Annotated in this window: 15 protein-coding genes; 12 read left to right on the top strand and 3 right to left on the bottom strand. The window is 72.5% G+C overall.

The window, feature by feature from the left end; genetic code table 11:
- From STRAU_RS12245 to nudC, 5 genes are all read left to right on the top strand, one after another.
- The coding region (locus tag STRAU_RS12245) for a PD-(D/E)XK nuclease family protein (RefSeq protein ID WP_037658892.1) at positions 1-1,521 on the top strand (1,521 nt) is incomplete at its 5' end.
- Between the two features lie 120 nt (positions 1,522-1,641).
- On the top strand, positions 1,642-2,340 hold the full coding sequence (locus STRAU_RS38975) for a hypothetical protein (protein ID WP_016640612.1): 699 nt from the start codon (positions 1,642-1,644) through the stop codon (positions 2,338-2,340).
- A 99-nt stretch (positions 2,341-2,439) separates the two neighbouring features.
- Entirely contained in the window at positions 2,440-6,057 is a 3,618-nt protein-coding gene (locus STRAU_RS12235; protein WP_016640611.1) for an ATP-dependent DNA helicase, read from the top strand.
- 10 nt (positions 6,058-6,067) lie between these two features.
- Positions 6,068-7,516, top strand: a complete 1,449-nt coding sequence (locus STRAU_RS12230) for a dipeptidase (protein WP_052029057.1) — start codon at positions 6,068-6,070, stop codon at positions 7,514-7,516.
- 97 nt (positions 7,517-7,613) lie between these two features.
- Positions 7,614-8,561, top strand: coding sequence for an NAD(+) diphosphatase (gene nudC, locus STRAU_RS12225; protein WP_016640609.1), 948 nt, complete (start codon positions 7,614-7,616; stop codon positions 8,559-8,561).
- A 4-nt stretch (positions 8,562-8,565) separates the two neighbouring features.
- Here the strand turns inward: nudC and STRAU_RS12220 are convergent, their stop codons facing one another.
- Positions 8,566-8,808: a mycoredoxin gene (locus STRAU_RS12220; protein WP_037658890.1), complete on the bottom strand. Its 243-nt coding sequence runs from the start codon at positions 8,806-8,808 to the stop codon at positions 8,566-8,568.
- Between the two features lie 87 nt (positions 8,809-8,895).
- Here STRAU_RS12220 and STRAU_RS12215 point away from each other — a divergent pair, with 87 nt between their 5' ends.
- The 5 genes from STRAU_RS12215 (at position 8,896) to STRAU_RS12195 (ending at position 12,909) form a co-directional block, all read left to right on the top strand.
- Positions 8,896-11,211 carry an ATP-dependent DNA helicase UvrD2 gene (locus tag STRAU_RS12215; protein ID WP_078621158.1) on the top strand — a complete coding sequence of 772 codons (2,316 nt, stop codon included), beginning with the start codon at positions 8,896-8,898 and terminating at the stop codon, positions 11,209-11,211.
- Between the two features lie 164 nt (positions 11,212-11,375).
- Positions 11,376-11,705: a hypothetical protein gene (locus STRAU_RS12210; RefSeq protein ID WP_016640606.1), complete on the top strand. Its 330-nt coding sequence runs from the start codon at positions 11,376-11,378 to the stop codon at positions 11,703-11,705.
- A gap of 166 nt (positions 11,706-11,871) precedes the next feature.
- Entirely contained in the window at positions 11,872-12,240 is a 369-nt protein-coding gene (locus STRAU_RS12205) for a WhiB family transcriptional regulator (RefSeq protein ID WP_030560620.1), read from the top strand.
- A complete protein-coding gene (locus STRAU_RS12200; RefSeq protein WP_016640604.1) occupies positions 12,237-12,563 on the top strand; it encodes a hypothetical protein in 327 nt (108 codons plus the stop codon). The genes STRAU_RS12205 and STRAU_RS12200 overlap by 4 nt, the downstream gene beginning before the upstream one ends.
- Before the next feature lie 154 nt (positions 12,564-12,717).
- Positions 12,718-12,909 (top strand): hypothetical protein, encoded by a 192-nt coding sequence (locus STRAU_RS12195; RefSeq protein WP_016640603.1) that lies wholly within the window; start codon positions 12,718-12,720, stop codon positions 12,907-12,909.
- A gap of 34 nt (positions 12,910-12,943) precedes the next feature.
- On the opposite strand, the gene STRAU_RS12190 is transcribed toward STRAU_RS12195, so the two are convergent.
- Both STRAU_RS12190 and STRAU_RS12185 read right to left on the bottom strand, forming a co-directional pair.
- Positions 12,944-14,344 (bottom strand): ABC1 kinase family protein, encoded by a 1,401-nt coding sequence (locus STRAU_RS12190; protein ID WP_037658887.1) that lies wholly within the window; start codon positions 14,342-14,344, stop codon positions 12,944-12,946.
- Positions 14,337-15,521, bottom strand: coding sequence for a ThiF family adenylyltransferase (locus STRAU_RS12185; protein ID WP_016640601.1), 1,185 nt, complete (start codon positions 15,519-15,521; stop codon positions 14,337-14,339). Before STRAU_RS12185 ends, STRAU_RS12190 begins: the two co-directional genes overlap by 8 nt.
- Before the next feature lie 176 nt (positions 15,522-15,697).
- Here STRAU_RS12185 and STRAU_RS12180 point away from each other — a divergent pair, with 176 nt between their 5' ends.
- Positions 15,698-16,294, top strand: coding sequence for a M48 metallopeptidase family protein (locus tag STRAU_RS12180; RefSeq protein WP_016640600.1), 597 nt, complete (start codon positions 15,698-15,700; stop codon positions 16,292-16,294).
- Positions 16,295-16,411: 117 nt separating this feature from the next.
- Positions 16,412-16,986, top strand: a 575-nt coding sequence (locus STRAU_RS12175) for a TerD family protein (protein ID WP_037658886.1), incomplete at its 3' end; no start/stop codon positions are given.

Below are 16,986 nucleotides of genomic sequence, written 5' to 3'. Positions count from 1 at the left end.
CCGCAACGCGGACCCGACCTCGACGCGGTCTGCGCCCTGTTCGCCACCGCGGCCCGCGCCGAGGAGCGCACCGGCGGCCGCGGAGCCCTCAACTTCCTCGACGAGATCGAGGCGCAGGACATCGCCGCGGACACGCTCACGCGCCGCGCCGTGCGCCCCGACGCCGTACGCCTCATGACGGCACACCGCTCCAAGGGCCTCGAATGGCGGCTCGTGGTGGTCGCCGGTGTCCAGGAGGGCCTCTGGCCCGACCTGCGCCGCCGCGGCTCCCTCCTGGAAGCGGACCGCATCGGACGCGACGGCATCGCCGAACCGCTGACCCCCGGAGCACTCCTCTCCGAAGAGCGCCGCTTGTTCTACGTCGCCGCCACGCGCGCGCGAGAACGCCTCGTCGTGACCGCCGTCAAGGCGCCCGCCGACGACGGCGACCAGCCTTCACGCTTCCTCACCGAACTCGGCGTCGAGCCCAAGGACGTGACCGGCCGCCCCCGCCGCCCGCTGTCCGTGGCCGCGCTCGTCGCGGAGCTGCGCGCCACCACCGTGGACCCGGGCGCCTCGGACGCCCTGCGCGAGGCCGCCGCCCGGCGGCTGGCCCGCCTGGCCGCGCTCGGCGACGCCGACGGCCGCCCGCTGGTCCCGGCCGCGCACCCGCACCGCTGGTGGGGCATGTTCGAGCCGACGGCGAGCGCGGTGCCCCTGAGGGACCGCGACAAGCCGGTGGCCCTCTCCGGGAGCGCACTCGACCAGCTCGCCAACACCTGTGCCCTGCAGTGGTTCCTGGGCCGTGAGGTGAAGGCCGACGCCCCCGCGACCGCGGCCCAGGGCTTCGGCAACGTCGTGCACGTGCTGGCCGACGAGGTCGCCTCCGGGCGCACACCCGCCGACCTCGACGTCCTCATGGAGCGCCTCGACTCCGTCTGGGACGCCCTCGCCTTCGACGCCCCCTGGAAGTCGGACCAGGAGAAGGAGCACGCGCGCGTGGCGCTCGAACGCTTCCTCCAGTGGCACGTCGGTTCGGGCCGCACCCCGGTCGCCAGTGAGCACGCCTTCGACGTGACGCTCGAAGCGGGCCCCTACGAAGTACGCGTACGCGGCTCCATGGACCGCGTCGAGCGGGACGGCGAAGGCCGCGCCTACGTAGTGGACTTCAAGACCGGCAAGCAGGCCCCGACCGCCGCCGACGTCGCCCGCCATCCGCAACTCGCGGTCTACCAGCTCGCGGTGCGCGAGGGCGCGGCCGACGACGTCTTCGAAGGCGTACGTCCCGACGTGGGCGGCGCGGAACTGGTCCAGCTGCGCCAGGGCGCCGCCAAGAAGGACGGCGGCGACACCCTGCCGAAGGTCCAGGCCCAGGAGCCCCTCCCGGAAGGCGAGGGCGACTGGATCGGCGGCCTCCTGGCCACCGCCGCGGGCAAGGTCCTCGACGAACGCTTCACACCCACGACGGGCCAGCACTGCACCCACTGCGCGTTCCGCGCGTCGTGCAGCGCCCGCCCGGAGGGCCGCCAGGTCGTGGAGTGACCCGCGCCGCACCGCCACCACCGGTGGCCAACGTCACGTCCACTCACCCGCGCCCATAGCACTCTCACAGGCCATCTATGGTCTCGGTGAACCTGAACGTCTTTCCGAGGAGAAACACACATGGCAGCCAACCGGAAGCTCCTGGCAGCGGCAGCCGCCTGCGCCGCCGCCGTCATCGGCATCACGGGCTGCAGCAGCGACGACGGCGCCAAGGACCCCTTCGAGGGCATGAGCGCCGACAAGATCGCCAAGAAGGCTTCAAGCGCCTCCAGGAACGCGGGCTCCTTCACGATGAAGAGCGAAGTCAAGGAAGGCGGCGAGCAAACCGCCGGCGAGTTCGCCGTGGCCAAGGGCGGCGACTGCAAGGCCACGATCGAGTCGTCCAAGAAGGGCCACTCCGAGATGCTGACCGTCGGCAAGTCCTCGTACATGAAGGCCGACGAGAAGTACTGGAAGGCGACCGTCGGCTCCACGATCGCCGGGCGCGCCAAGGGGCGTTGGGTGAAGGCGTCCTCCCAGGGGCAGAGCACCTGCCCCCTCGGCGACGACATGTTCCAGAGCAAGAAGTTCAAGGGTCTCAAGCGTGAGAAGGACGCCGAGGTCGACGGCAAGAAGGCCGCTGTCCTCGTCAAGAAGAAGGGCGACGAGACCACCACCTTCTACGTCGCCATGGAGGGCAAGCCCTACTTCCTGAAGGTCACCAACGACGGTGACGACAAGGGCACGGCGACCTTCAGCGGCTACGGCGAGCCCGTCGACGTCAAGGCCCCGGCGCCCGGCGAGGTCGTCGACCAGAAGGAGCTGGCGGGCCTCAACTGATCCGCCGCGTTCCCGCGACGGCGGCCACGGACGCGGGCGACGGCGACGGACGAACCCGTCCCGCCCCGGTTGTCAGTGGCCGCCGCTAGCCTCTCTGACGTGTCTCCTCGCCTCACCGACCCCGAGCAGCTCAAAGAGCTCCTCGGCATCCCGTTCACCCCGGAGCAGACGGCCTGCATCACCGCGCCGCCCGCCCCGCAGGTGATCGTGGCCGGAGCCGGGTCGGGGAAGACGACGGTGATGGCCGCGCGCGTGGTGTGGCTGGTCGGCACCGGCCAGGTCGCGCCCGAGCAGGTCCTCGGCCTGACGTTCACGAACAAGGCCGCGGGCGAGCTCGCCGAGCGGGTCCGCAAGGCCCTGATCAAGGCGGGCGTCACCGACCCGGACGCGGCGGACCCCGACAACCCGCCGGGCGAGCCGGTCATCTCCACGTACCACGCCTTCGCGGGCCGCCTCCTCACCGACCACGGCCTGCGCATCGGCCTGGAGCCGACCGCCCGCCTCCTGGCCGACGCCACCCGCTTCCAGCTCGCCGCCCGCGTGCTGCGCGAGGCCCCCGGCCCGTATCCCGCGCTGACCCGCTCCTTCCCGGACCTCGTCAGCGACCTGCTTGCCCTCGACAGCGAGCTCGCCGAGCACCTCGTGGCCCCCGGCAGGCTCCGGGCGTACGACGCCGAACTCCTGCGCAGCCTGGCGGGCGCCAAGCTCACCAACGCCGACCTGCGCAAGGTCCCCGAGACGGCGGCCGCCCGCACCGAGCTCACCGGCCTCGTCGAGCGGTACAGAGACGCCAAGCGCGCCCGCGACCTCCTCGACTTCGGCGACCAGATCGCCCACTCCGCGACCCTCGCCCGCACCCGCGCGGAGGTCGGCGCCGTCCTGCGCGAGGAGTTCCGCGTCGTCCTCCTCGACGAGTACCAGGACACGTCGGTCGCCCAACGCGTCCTCCTCGCGGGCCTGTTCGGCGGCGGCACCGGCCACCCTGTGACCGCCGTCGGCGACCCCTGCCAGGCCATCTACGGCTGGCGCGGCGCCTCCGTGGCCAACCTCGACGACTTCCCGGACCACTTCGCGGGCGCCGACGGCCGCCCCGCCACGCGCCACGCCCTCAGCGAGAACCGCCGCAGCGGCGGCCGCCTCCTGGACCTCGCCAACGGCCTCGCCGAGCCCCTGCGCGCCCTGCACGCGGGCGTGGAGGCCCTGCGGCCCGCCCCGGGCGCCGAGCGCGACGGCAGCGTGCGCTGCGCGCTGCTGCGCACGCACGGCGAGGAGATCGCCTGGATCGCCGACTCCATCGCCCACCTCGTGGCCACCGGCAAGGCCCCCGGCGAGATCGCCGTCCTGTGCCGCACGGCCACGGACTTCGCCGAGATCCAGGGCGCGCTCGTCGCCCGCGACGTGCCCGTCGAGGTCGTCGGCCTGTCCGGCCTGCTGCACCTGCCGGAGGTCGCCGACCTCGTGGCCGTCTGCGAAGTCCTCCAGGACCCGGGCGCCAACGCCTCCCTGGTGCGCCTGCTGACCGGTCCGCGCTGGCGCGTCGGCCCGCGCGACCTCGCCCTCCTGGGCCGCCGCGCCCGCCTCCTCGTGCGGCACGGGCACAGCGCGCCCGAGGACCCCGACCGGCGGCTCGCCGAGGCCGTCGAGGGCGTCGACCCGTCCGAGGTGATATCGCTCGCGGACGCGCTCGACACGTTCCTGGAGGCGCCCGCCGACGCCTCCGGGGACGGAGACGACGGGCTGCCGTTCTCCGCGGAGGCGCGGGTCCGCTTCGCGCGCCTCGCCACCGAACTGCGCGACCTGCGGCGCTCGCTGGCCGACCCGCTGATGGACGTCCTGCACCGCGTGCTCGCCGTCACCGGCCTGGAGGTCGAGCTCTCCGCGTCCCCGCACGCCCTCGCCGCCCGCCGCCGCGAGACCCTGTCGAACTTCCTGGACGTCGCCGCCTCCTTCGCCGCCAACGACCCCTCGGCCTCGCTGCTCGCCTTCCTCGGCTTCCTGCGCACCGCCGCGCAGTACGAGAAGGGCCTCGACAACGCCCTGCCCGGCGGCGAGAACACCGTCAAGGTGCTCACGGCCCACAAGTCCAAGGGCCTGGAGTGGGACGTCGTCGCCGTGCCCGGCCTGGTCACCGGCACCTTCCCGAGTGCCCAGGGCCGCGAGAAGTGGACGGCCCAGGCCAAGGTCGTCCCGCACGCCCTGCGCGGCGACGCCGACACCCTGCCCGACATCGACGCGTGGGACGCCAAGGGCATGAAGGCTTTCCACGCGGACATGAAGGACCACCAGCACACCGAGGAACTCCGCCTCGGGTACGTCACGTTCACCCGCCCCCGCAGCCTCCTGCTCGGCTCGGGCCACTGGTGGGGCCCCACCCAGAAGAAGCCGCGCGGCCCGTCCGACTTCCTGCGGGCGCTGTACGACCACTGCGCGGCCGGCCACGGCGAGATCGAGGCATGGGCGGACGAGCCCGCGGAGGACGAGGAGAACCCGGCGCTGCACGAGAAGACGGCCGACCAGGTCTGGCCGCTCCCGCTCGACGCCGCGTCCCTGGCCCGCCGCCGCGCCGCCGCCGACACCGTCCTCGCCCACCTGGACCGCCTGGCGGCGGACGACGCCCGCTCCCACGAAGAGGCCCACCCCGCCGCGGGCGCCCCCGCCCCCGCGTACGCCCCCGAACCCCCGGAGTACGCGGCGGACCCGGACTGGCCACCACCCCCGGACGACGAGGCCCTCGCCGAAGAGGGTGCCTACGGAGACGGCGCCTACGAAGGGGACACCTACGAAGACGGCTGTTACGTAGACGACGTCCACGAAGACGCCCGGCCCTCGGAAGGCGCCGACCCCACGGCGTGGGACTCCTGGACCCGGGAACGCCCGGCGCCGCACGCGCGCGTGCCGCACACCAGAGCCCACCTCACCCCGGAGGAGACCCGCACCCTCGCCTCCTGGGACCGCGACCTGGACGCCCTCACCGGCGAGCTGCTGCGCGCCCGCGAGAGCGTCCGCGACGTCCCGCTGCCGGCCACGCTCACCGCCTCCCAGGTGCTGCGCCTGGCCGGCGACCCCGACGGGCTCGCGCAGGAGCTGGCGCGGCCCATGCCCCAGCCGCCGCAGCCCGCTGCCCGCCGCGGCACCCGCTTCCACGCCTGGGTCGAGGCGCGCTTCGAAGAGCTGCGGCTGCCCATGCTCGGCCCGGACGAGCTGCCGGGCGGCGGCCCGGGCGAGGCGGAGATCGCCGACGAACGCGACCTGGAAGCCCTCAAGGAAGCCTTCGAGCGCACCGAGTACGCCCACCGCACGCCCTACCGCGTCGAGGCCCCCTTCCAGCTCGCCATCGCGGGCCGCGTCATCCGCGGCCGCATGGACGCCGTCTACAAGAACGGCGACGGCGACGACACCACGTACGAAATCGTCGACTGGAAGACCGGCCGCACCCAGAACGCCGACCCCCTCCAGCTCGCCGTCTACCGCCTCGCCTGGGCCGACCAGCACGGCGTCCCGCCGGAGTCGGTGCGGGTCGCCTTCCTCTACGTACGCAGTGGCGAGACCGTCCGCCCCACGGACCTGCCGGGCCGGGCCGAACTGGAGCGGATTCTGCTGGGAGAGGACGGACAGGAGGCCCCGGGCGCCGCCGACGCGGGCGGTGCGGGGCGCGAGGCGGCGGGCGGGCAGCGGACCGACCGGCCGCCCGACCGGACCGCTCGCGCGGGCCGATAGGCTCGTGACCATGAGCAAGTCCGTCCGTAGCGCTGCCAGTGCAGTCAGCGCCAGCAGCGCTGCCGGCGCAGTCGACGCCGTGCGCGCGTACATCGACGACCACCGTGCCGCCTTCCTCGACGACCTCGCCGAGTGGCTGCGCATCCCCTCCGTGTCGGTGCAGCCCGACCACGCCGCCGACGTGCGCCGCAGCGCCGACTGGCTCGCCGCACGGCTCACGGCCACCGGCTTCCCGACGGCCGAGGTGTGGGAGACGGCCGGCGCCCCCGCCGTCTTCGCCGAGTGGCTCTCCGGCGACCCGAACGCGCCCACCGTCCTCGTCTACGGCCACCACGACGTGCAGCCCGCCGCCCTCGAGGACGGCTGGGACACCGACCCCTTCGAGCCGGTCGTCCGCGACAACCGGCTCTACGCGCGCGGGGCCGCCGACGACAAGGGCCAGGTCTTCTTCCACACGCTCGGCGTCCGCGCCCACCTCGCCGCCACCGGCCGCGGCGCGCCCGCCGTGAACCTGAAGCTGCTCATCGAGGGCGAGGAGGAGTCCGGCTCCCCGAACTTCCGCACCCTGGTCGAGGAGCGCCGCGAGCGCATCGCCGCCGACGCGGTGATCGTCTCCGACACCGGCATGTGGTCCAGGGACACCCCCACGGTGTGCACGGGCATGCGCGGCCTCGTCGAGTGCGAGATCGAGCTGCACGGCCCGGACCAGGACATCCACTCCGGCTCCTTCGGCGGCGCCGTGCCCAACCCGGCGACGGCCGCCGCCCGGCTGGTCGCCGCGCTGCACGACGAGCATGCGCGCGTAGCGGTACCGGGCTTCTACGAAGGCATCGTCGAGCTCACCGACCGCGAGCGCGAGCTCTTCGCCGAGCTGCCCTTCGACGAGGCCGAGTGGCTGCGTACGGCGAAGTCGCACGCGCCCTACGGAGAGGCCGGACACACCACCCTGGAGCGCCTCTGGGCCCGCCCGACCGCCGAGGTCAACGGCATCGGCGGCGGCTATCAGGGCCCCGGCGGCAAGACGATCGTCCCGTCGAGCGCGTTCCTGAAGCTGTCGTTCCGGCTGGTCGCGGGCCAGGATCCGGAGCACGTAGAGAAGGCCGTCACCGCGTGGGTGGCCGATCAGCTGCCCGCCGGGATCCGGCACACGATCGCCTTCAGCGGCGCGACGCGCCCCTGTCTGACGCCGCTGGACCACCCGGCCCTGCAGTCCGTCGCCCGCGCCATGGGCCGCGCCTTCGAGCAGGACATCCGCTTCACGCGCGAGGGCGGCTCCGGACCGGCCGCCGACCTCCAGGACGTCCTGGAGGCACCGGTGCTCTTCCTCGGCATCTCCATTCCCTCGGACGGCTGGCACGCGCCGAACGAGAAGATCGAGCTCGACCTGCTCCTCAAGGGCGTCGAAACCAGCGCCTACCTGTGGGGCGACCTCGCGGAGCACTGGCGCGGCGCCCCCTGAGCCGGCGAACCGCGCAGCCCCTCGCGATGCACACTGAACAGATCCGCACGATCCGCTTGCTGAACCACCCATTCCACCGGGGGAGTTGGAAGCACCAGTGACCACCTGGACCGACCGCGCCGCTGACCGTCCGATCTCGCTCACCGCGCCGAGCGGCATCGACCGCGCGGCACATCACCGTCTCGACGAGGCATGGCTCGCCGCCGCGTGGAGCCACCCGTCGACACGCGTCTTCGTGGTGTCCGGCGGCCAGGTGCTCATCGACGAGACCTCCGACGGCCGCACCGAACTCGTGATGACCCCGTCGTTCGAGGCGCCCCTCACCGAGGCCCACCGCTACTTCCTGGGGACCGACGAGGACGGCGTGAGCTACTTCGCGCTGCAGAAGGACGCGCTGCCCGGCCGCATGGACGCGTCCGCGCGCGCGGCAGGTCTGCGCGAGGCGGGCCTGCTGCTGTCCCCGCGCGACGCGGGCCTGATGGTGCACGCCGTGGCCCTGGAGAACTGGCAGCGGATGCACCGCTTCTGCTCGCGCTGCGGCGAGCGCACCGTCATCGCGGCCGCGGGCCACATCCGCCGCTGCCAGGCATGCGGCGCCGAGCACTACCCGCGCACCGACCCGGCCGTGATCATGCTGGTGACGGACGACCAGGACCGCGCGCTCCTCGGCCGCCAGGTCCACTGGCCCGAAGGCCGCTTCTCGACGCTCGCGGGCTTCGTGGAGCCGGGCGAGTCGATCGAGCAGTCCGTGCGCCGCGAGGTCTTCGAGGAGGCGGGCGTCACGGTCGGCGACGTCGAGTACGTCGCGAGCCAGCCCTGGCCGTTCCCCTCCAGCCTGATGCTGGGCTTCATGGCCCAGGCGACGTCTTCGGAGATCGACGTCGACGGCGAGGAGATCCACGAGGCGCGCTGGTTCTCCCGCGACGACCTGCGGGCCGCCTTCGAGTCCGGGGAGGTCCTGCCTCCCTACGGCATCTCGATTGCGGCCCGTTTGATCGAGCTCTGGTACGGCAAGCCCCTGCCGAAGCCCGGAACGGTCGGCTAGCCGGTCAGGCGGCCAGCTTCTGCTTCACCTGGGCCAGCGAGGGGTTGGTCAGCGTCGAACCGTCGGGGAAGAGAACGGTGGGAACCGTCTGGTTGCCGCCGTTCGCCTTCTCCACGAAGGCCGCGGAGTCCGGGTCGTGCTCGATGTTGATCTCGTTGTACGCGATGCCCTCGCGGTCCATCTGGCTCTTCAGCCTGCGGCAGTAGCCGCACCACGTGGTGCTGTACATCGTCACAGTGCCCGGCATGTCTCTCGCGCTCCTTAAGGCTCGGGTTGCGTCATCGCACTTCGGGTGCGTCGTCGCACTGTCTCGAACGTACGTGACCCGGTCACCATTCCCGCATTAGTACGACTGCGAGCGCCTCCCTGTGGACAACCGGCTCACCGGCCCCTCGGGACCTGGCAGCATGGCGGGGTGACAGCAGCAACGCACTCCACCCTCTTCCCGCGGGACTCCGGCGGCTCACAGTGCTCGGCTCCGCCGAGCGGGGCCGACGCGGTGCTCGACGGGCTCGACCCGGAGCAGCGCGAGGTCGCCACCGCCCTGCACGGGCCGGTGTGCGTGCTCGCGGGCGCCGGGACGGGCAAGACCCGCGCCATCACCCACCGCATCGCCTATGGGGTGCGCGCCGGGATCCTCCAGCCCACCAGCGTGCTCGCCGTCACGTTCACCAACCGCGCGGCCGGCGAGATGCGCGGCCGCCTGCGCCAGCTCGGCGCCACCGGCGTCCAGGCGCGCACGTTCCACTCCGCCGCCCTGCGCCAGCTCCAGTACTTCTGGCCGAAGGCCGTCGGCGGCCCCCTGCCGCGCCTCGTCGAGCGCAAGGTCCAGCTCGTCGCCGAGGCCGCGGCGGCCTGCCGCATCCGCCTCGACCGCAACGAGCTGCGGGACGTCACCGGCGAGATCGAGTGGTCCAAGGTCACCCAGACCGTCCCCGCGGACTACGCCGCGGCGGCCGCCAAGACGGGCCGCGACACCCCCCGCGCCGCCGCCGAGATCTCCCAGCTGTATGCGGCGTACGAGGACATCAAGCGCGACCGCACCGTCATCGACTTCGAGGACGTCCTGCTCCTGGCCGTCGGCATCCTCCAGGACCGCCACGACATCGCCGACCAGGTCCGCTCCCAGTACCAGCACTTCGTGGTCGACGAGTATCAGGACGTGAGCCCCCTCCAGCAGCGCCTCCTGGAGCTCTGGCTGGGGGAGCGCGACACCCTGTGCGTCGTCGGCGACGCCAGCCAGACCATCTACTCCTTCACCGGCGCCACCCCCGACCACCTGCTGAACTTCCGCACCCGCCACCCGGGCGCGACGGTCGTCAAGCTCGTCCGGGACTACCGCTCCACCCCCCAGGTCGTCCACCTCGCCAACGGCCTGCTCGCCCAGGCCAGCGGCCGCGCCGCCGACCACCGCCTCGAATTGATCTCCCAGCGCGACCGCGGCACCGACCCCGTCTACACGGAGTACGCGGACGAGCCCGCCGAGGCCGAAGGCGCGGCCCGCCGCATCCGCGCCCTGCTGGCCGACGGCGTCCCCGCCGGCGAGATCGCCGTCCTGTTCCGCACGAACTCGCAGTCGGAGATCTACGAACAGGCCCTCGCCGACGTGGGCGTCCCCTACCAGCTGCGCGGCGCCGAGCGCTTCTTCGAGCGCACCGAGGTCCGCGAGGCCGGCGCCGCCCTGCGCGGCGCCGCCCGCTTCGGCGGCAACGACGCCCTCCTGGACGACGTGGTCGACCTGCCCTCGCAGGTGCGGGCCGTGCTGTCCACGAAGGGCTGGACAACTCAGCCCCCCGCGGGCTCCGGGGCGGTGCGCGACCGCTGGGAGTCGCTGGCCGCCCTGGTGCGCCTCGCCGAGGACTTCGCCGGCGCCAGGCCCGAGGCCACGCTCGCCGACCTGGTGGCCGAGCTGGACGAGCGCGCCGCCGTCCAGCACGCGCCCACCGTCCAGGGCGTCACCCTCGCCTCCCTCCATGCCGCGAAGGGCCTGGAGTGGGACGCCGTCTTCCTGGTCGGCCTGGCCGAGGGCATGATGCCGATCACCTACGCCAAGACCGACGAACAGGTCGAGGAGGAGCGCAGGCTCCTCTATGTGGGCGTGACCCGCGCCCGCGTCCACCTGTCCTTGTCCTGGGCCCTGTCCCGGTCCCCGGGCGGCCGCCCCAACCGTCGCCCCAGCCGGTTCCTGGACGGCCTGCGCCCCGGCTCGGGCACGGCCTCCGGGACGCGCGCGGCGGGCGGGCCCGGCGGCATCGAGCGGGGCACCGGCGGCGGCAGCGAGCCCGGCGCCCCCCGGAGCCGGCGCCGCGGCAGCCGCAGCCCGGCCCGCTGCCGCGTCTGCGGCCGCACCCTCACCGAGGCCGGTGAGATGAAGCTCATGCGCTGCGAGGACTGCCCGTCGGACATGGACGAAGGGCTCTACGAACGGCTGCGGGACTGGCGCGCAGGTCAGGCGCAGCGCCTCGGCCAGCCCGCGTTCTGCGTCTTCACGGACAAGACCTTGATCGCCATCGCCGAGGCGGCGCCGGAGGAAGAGGGCGATCTGGCCCGCATCCCCGGGGTCGGCATGCGTAAGCTCAACCGATTCGGCGCCGACGTCCTCGCCATCTGTGCAGGTCAGGAGCTTGAGGCAGTCGATGAGGCGAACTGATTCAAACTCGTCGAAAAAATAGTTTGCGCATGCGCCAGCAATCCCCATAGGTTCTTAAGCACGGGAACGGCGGCTTCACCGAAGCCCTGGTCCCGTGCTGTACTTGTCAGTCCGCAGGATCGGTTCCGGCCGGTCCCCTAGACGCCGAGAGGAGGCGAATTCCAGTGATCAGCATCAAGAAGAGCTTCGTCAGCACCGCCAAAATGACCGATCGCTCGGTCGTCGCTTCCTGCCTGCTCGGCTTCTCGAACCTGGGCACCGGTCTGTCCGTCGGCAATGCCGCCGTGCGTCCGGCCGCCCCCTCCCTGCCTCTCTCGGGTCTTGAGATCCGTGAGGGCAATGAGCGACCGACCAAGGCACCGGAAGCGGTAGTGACGGCACAGGCACAGACCTATGCCCTCGCGGCAGCCGGTGCCGGATTCCGGAAGCAGACGACGCAGCACCACACGATGTGGGCCTTCCGTGGGCTCGAACCCTGGAGTGATCCAGCCTGATCTTCGATCAGGCCGGCGCCTTCAGGGCCGCGGAACCCCACCCGGGATCCGCGGCCCTTCTGTTTTCCCCAAAACGGGGAGACGGAGCGAAGGGGCCGAGCAAGACCCGGTACCAGCCGCCAGCCGGCCGACCAGGCCGGAACGACCAGACGAGGAAGACACCACCGTGCAACTCGAAGCGCACGCCCCGTCCGTACCGCCTTCAGACACGCTCCCCCCGCCCGTTCCCACGGAGGACCCGACCTTGACTCCCCTGACCGCGCTCACCGCGCTCGACGACGCCATCGAGAACCTGGGTGTACCCGTCCCCTGCCGCGCCTACGACCCGGAGGTCTTCTTCGCCGAGTCGCCGGCGGACGTCGAGTACGCCAAGTCCCTCTGCCGTACCTGCCCGCTGATGGAGGCATGCCTGGCCGGCGCCAAGGAGCGGCGCGAGCCGTGGGGCGTCTGGGGCGGCGAACTGTTCGTCCAGGGCGTGGTCGTGGCCCGCAAGCGGCCGCGTGGCCGCCCGCGGAAGAACCCGGTAGTGGCATGAGCACCGCCGGCACGATCGATCGCCCCCTGACGCACGACCCCAAGAAGCAGGCCCCGATGAAGGCACCCACCAGCGAGCCCAGCGGCTCCGCGACCCCAGACTTCTTCACCACCACCGGCGCGACCGGCTCGCGCCAGAACAGGACCCGCGAAATGCAACTCATCCCAGAAGCCCTGGCTCGTGCGCATATGCACGAACGCATGCGTGAGGCCGACGAGCACCGTCCGGCCGCCCGCCTGATCGCGGCCCGCCGCATGCAGCGCCGCGCCGAGCGCGCGTCCCTGCGTGCCCGGCGCGCGCTCGCCATGGCGGTCATGCAGTAGTCACGCGGCACTCGCGAGACACAGGGCACACGCACCTCACCGAAGCTCCCACCGGGCTTCACCCGCAGTACCCCGCGGGGGCCGGTCCGAACGGACCGGCCCCCGCGGTGCGTTGTGCCCACCGATCCTCCGGCGGCGGCGATAAGGTCGCCGGGTGGACCAGCAGCCTCCTGAACCTGCGGACGCCAAGAGCCTCGTGTGCTCCCGCTGCGGCACGGTCGCCGAAGGCCGGCCCCCGACGTGGACCTGCTCCGTCGAGAACGGCGTCCGGCACTACTTCTGCGAAGCCTGCGCCCGGGACAACATCCGAGCGATCGAAGGCCGCCTCGACTCCTCCTGGTGGTGACCGGCCCCACCCGTGAGCCGACCGGCCCGCATCCTCATGCCTCGGCCGCCGCCTCCTCCAGGCCGTCCTCCGCCAAGCCGTCCGCCTCCGGGCCGCCCTCGTCCTCGATGTCCTCCGCAACGAACCCCGGCAGCCACTCCTCCAGTTCCTCGCGCATACGGACCGTCGCGCCCAGCTGGCACAGGACGCCGATGGTGCTCAGAGTGACGCGGTGTATCAGGAGATACGACGGCGGGAGATTCAGGCGCTTGCCCAACTGGTAGGCAGGGGAGCGGGGGTCGGCCACGCGCGCCGCCTGGCTGCGCATCCAGCCGCGGGTGAAGGTGAACTCGTCGGCCACGGCGGGCTCGATGATCGGCAGCAGGTAGTCCAGGACGGCCTCCGGCTCCAGGTCGACCGTCTCCTTGACGAAGCCCTCCTCGCACAACATCTCGTAGACCGCGTCGGCCTCGCCCTCTACGGTCAGGCGCAGCGAGTCGCCGATCGTCGGGGGCAGCCCGCCGGGCAGCCGGTCCACCGTGCCGAAGTCCAGCACGCCCAGGCGCCATTCGCCCTTGTCGCCGGGGAGCAGGCGGAAGTTGCCCGGATGGGGGTCGGCGTGCAGCAGGCCCGTGCGGGCCGGGCCTGAGAAGAGGAAGCGGGTCAGGAGCTGTCCGGCACGGTCCCGCTGCTCCTGCGTCCCCTCCGCGATCACCTCCGACAGCGGCACCCCGTCCATCCACTCCGTCACCAGGATCTGCTCGCTCTGGTGGACCACGTCCGGCACCACGACATCCGGGTCGTCCGCGAACTCCTCGGCGTGGGCGCGCTGGGCCCCCGCCTCCAGGGCGTAGTCCAGCTCCTCGGAGACGCGGTCGCGCAGCTCGGCGATGAGCGGCTTGATGTCCATGCCCGGGATCAGCGGCCCGAGGACCCGGGCGAAGCGGCTCAGTTGATTCAGGTCCGAGAGCAGCGCCTCGCCCGCGCCCGGATACTGCACCTTCACCGCGACGTCACGCCCGTCCTCCCACACCGCCCGGTGCACCTGGCCGATCGAGGCGGCGGCCGCTGGCTTGTCCTCGAACTCCAGGAACAGCTCGCGCCAGTCCGTGCCGAGCCGCTCCTCAAGCACCGCGTGCACGGTGCGGGTCGGCATCGGGGGCGCCGCTTCCTGGAGCTTCGTCAGCGCCGCGCGGTAGGGTCCGGCGACCTCTTCCGGCAGGGCCGACTCGAACACCGAGAGGGCCTGGCCGAACTTCATGGCGCCGCCCTTCAGCTCGCCGAGCACCTTGAACAGCTGCTCCGCCGTGCGCTGTTGCAGCTCACGGCCGACGATCTCCGCCGACTTCCCGCCGATGCGTTTCCCGAGCCCCCAGGTCGCGCGGCCGGCGAAGCCGAGCGGCAGCGCGGCCAGTTTGGCGGTACGAGTTACCGCCTTCCGGGGAAGATCAGACATGCGCCCCTCCAAATCCCAGACAGCCGCGCCCTCTCAGGCGGTTACCCGGCCATTGTGTCGTGCGGCTCCCGATCCACGGCGATGTGCTCCCCTTAACTTGCTCACTCGCACCACAGGGGCAGGAGGCGTGCGCCCGCTCGCGGCGCCGGTGCCACGTCAGCCCGGGAGCCGGGACCTCCCACCGGGCATCCGCGAGCGTCGGCTCCGCCCCGTCCAGAAAGGCCAGGGCGTGCGCCGCGGCAAGCCCGGCGACCGTGGTCGCGAGAGCCAGGTCGCAGGCCGGAACCTGGTGGCGACGGCCCGAGCGCCACTGGGCCAGCATGCGCGGCCACGCCGCGTCCGAGTCCGCCCGGTGCGCGGCGAGGCACCCGGCGCAGGCGGTCGCGCCGGGCAGGACCAGCGGGCCGATGACTCCTGTGCCCTCCATCACACCCGCGTACAGATGCGGGGTCCCGGCCGCGATCAGGGGTTCGGCGGAGGCCGGATCGGGGGCGAAGACGTCCAGACCGTCGCGCGGGGCCAGGACGACCAGGGACAGCGGGCGCTCGCCGTCGCCCCTGTCTTCGGGGTGCCGAGGCGGGCGGCCGGGTGCCGCGCGCCGCACGGCCGTTCTCGCGGCGGCGTCCCTGCGCTGCCCGACCGACTCGGGAGGCAGCCCGCCCGGAGCGACGTCCCACGGCTCGACGCAGCCGCCGTCCATCACCTCGACCTGACCGACACCGGCGCCGGACAGGACCGAGGCGACGACCGCTCCCACCCTGCCCGTGCCTTGGACACGCACACGGGCGGCCCGTCGCGCGGCCAGCTTGCGCATGCCCTGGCTCGGCTCCGGCGTGATGGCCGACAGGGCGGCGAGGTCCGGTCGCAGCCGGTCCATGACCTCCGTGCGGCCACGCAGGGCGTCGGCCGCCGGGCCGCCGCCCGTCGCGTCGTCGAGGAGCCCGGCCCGGGCCAGCCGGTGCAGGAGCCGGTCCACATGGCCGTCGGGCAGGCCCATGCGCTGTCCTTCCTCGCGCAGCAGCGGCAGCCCGCGGGTGCCGTCGAGGAGCGTGAGGAAGCTGCCCGTCGCCGTGTCGACCGGGCCGAGGACGCGGGCGTGCGCCCGTGTCGCCCCGAATTGGACGGTGTTCAGATCGCGCCAGCCCCGGCGCAGCGCAGGCTTCAGGATCGGATGCATGTCGGCCCCCCGTTTCGTGTCCGCGCTGCCAGAATGCCCTGCCGTTCGGAGGCGTGCGCGGGGTTGTCCACAGGCGGCGGATACTTGTCGTACTAATCGATCGCACGGGGAGTGGATCGGGACCTAACCGTCCCGGAGGCGGGACTTCCCCCACGCCAAGCGGGTAACGTCGAGGCGTGCCCGCCGACCCACTGCACCGCGCCACAGGCCCACAGCGCAGCGCGACCAGCCCGCCGTCACCCGGCTCGGCGGCGAGCGCGGTCGAGGTGCGCAGGAGCGCCCGCCGCCGCAGAACGGTCTCGGCGTACCGGGAGGGTGACCGCACCGTCGTCCTCATCCCGGCCCGCATGTCCGAGGCGGAGGAGCAGCGCTGGGTGAGCGTCATGCTGGACAAGCTGGCGGCACAGGAAAGCAAACGCGTCCTCGGCGACAGCGAACTCGCCGAGCGGGCCCAGCGGTTGTCCGAGCAGTTCTTCGACGGCCGGGCGCGACCCACGTCCGTTCGCTGGGTTACGAACCAGAACACCCGGTGGGGCTCGTGCACACCGTCGGAGGGCAGCATCCGGCTCTCGCACCGGCTGCAGGGCATGCCCGAGTACGTGGTGGACTACGTCCTGCTCCATGAACTCGCGCACCTTCTCGTGCCCGGTCACGGGCCGCGCTTCTGGCGCCTGCTCGAGGCGTATCCGCGTACTGAGCGGGCTCGCGGCTACCTCGAAGGGGTGGTCGCGGCGGACCGGCTGCCGCACCTGCCGGCCGCCCGGGAGGAATGAGAGGGCGCCTGGTGCGCGCGTTGTGTACCGGGTCTGTACCGACTTGGTTCGTTGTCGGACCGAGCGGTTAGCCTGGCGCGACGCATTCACATTCGGGATGGGGGACGGTCGTTACGTATGGCCAGGGAATTCCAACGCGGCCACAAGGCCAAGATCAGTGACCTCACCGCGGGTACCGATCTGTACGTAGGCGTGCACATCGCTGCCCCCGGGGTGAGCTTCGACATCAGCTGCTTCGGCCTCGACGCGAGCGAGCGGCTCTCGGACGACCGTTTCTTCATCTTCTTCAACCAGCCGAAGTCCCCGGAGGAGTCGCTGCAGCTGCTGGGCGCCCAGGCCGGCGACAACGAGTCGTTCCGCGTCACGCTGGACCGCATTCCGCCGCAGATCCAGAAGCTGTCGTTCACCGCGGCGATCGACGGCGCCGGGCAGATGTCGCAGATCGCCTCCGGGTACATCCGGATCGTGGCCGGCGGCGAGGAAGTGGCCCGGTACTCCTTCTCCGGTGCGGAGTTCTCCACCGAGCGCGCCCTGATGCTGGGCGACTTCTACCTGAAGGACGTGTGGCGCTTCGCCGCCGTCGGGCAGGGCTTCGACGGCGGACTCGACGCGCTGATCAGGAACTTCGGCGGAGAGGTCGCCGAGGAGGAGCCCGCGGCCCCGGAGCCGCAGGCGGCACCCGGCTTCGCGCC

Origin of the sequence: Streptomyces aurantiacus JA 4570, assembly GCF_000414115.1 — a bacterium.
GTDB lineage: Bacteria > Actinomycetota > Actinomycetes > Streptomycetales > Streptomycetaceae > Streptomyces > Streptomyces aurantiacus_A.
This window is presented reverse-complemented; position numbering and strand designations above follow the sequence as displayed.

Excerpts from the sequence above, each read along its gene's own strand:
- STRAU_RS38975 (WP_016640612.1), top strand. The coding sequence starts at position 1,642 with ATGGCAGCCAACCGGAAGCTCCTGGCAGCGGCAGCCGCCTGCGCCGCC.
- STRAU_RS12230 (WP_052029057.1), top strand. The coding sequence starts at position 6,068 with ATGAGCAAGTCCGTCCGTAGCGCTGCCAGTGCAGTCAGCGCCAGCAGC.
- STRAU_RS12220 (WP_037658890.1), bottom strand. The coding sequence starts at position 8,808 with ATGCCGGGCACTGTGACGATGTACAGCACCACGTGGTGCGGCTACTGC.
- STRAU_RS12200 (WP_016640604.1), top strand. The coding sequence starts at position 12,237 with ATGAGCACCGCCGGCACGATCGATCGCCCCCTGACGCACGACCCCAAG.
- STRAU_RS12190 (WP_037658887.1), bottom strand. The coding sequence starts at position 14,344 with ATGTCTGATCTTCCCCGGAAGGCGGTAACTCGTACCGCCAAACTGGCC.
- STRAU_RS12185 (WP_016640601.1), bottom strand. The coding sequence starts at position 15,521 with ATGCATCCGATCCTGAAGCCTGCGCTGCGCCGGGGCTGGCGCGATCTG.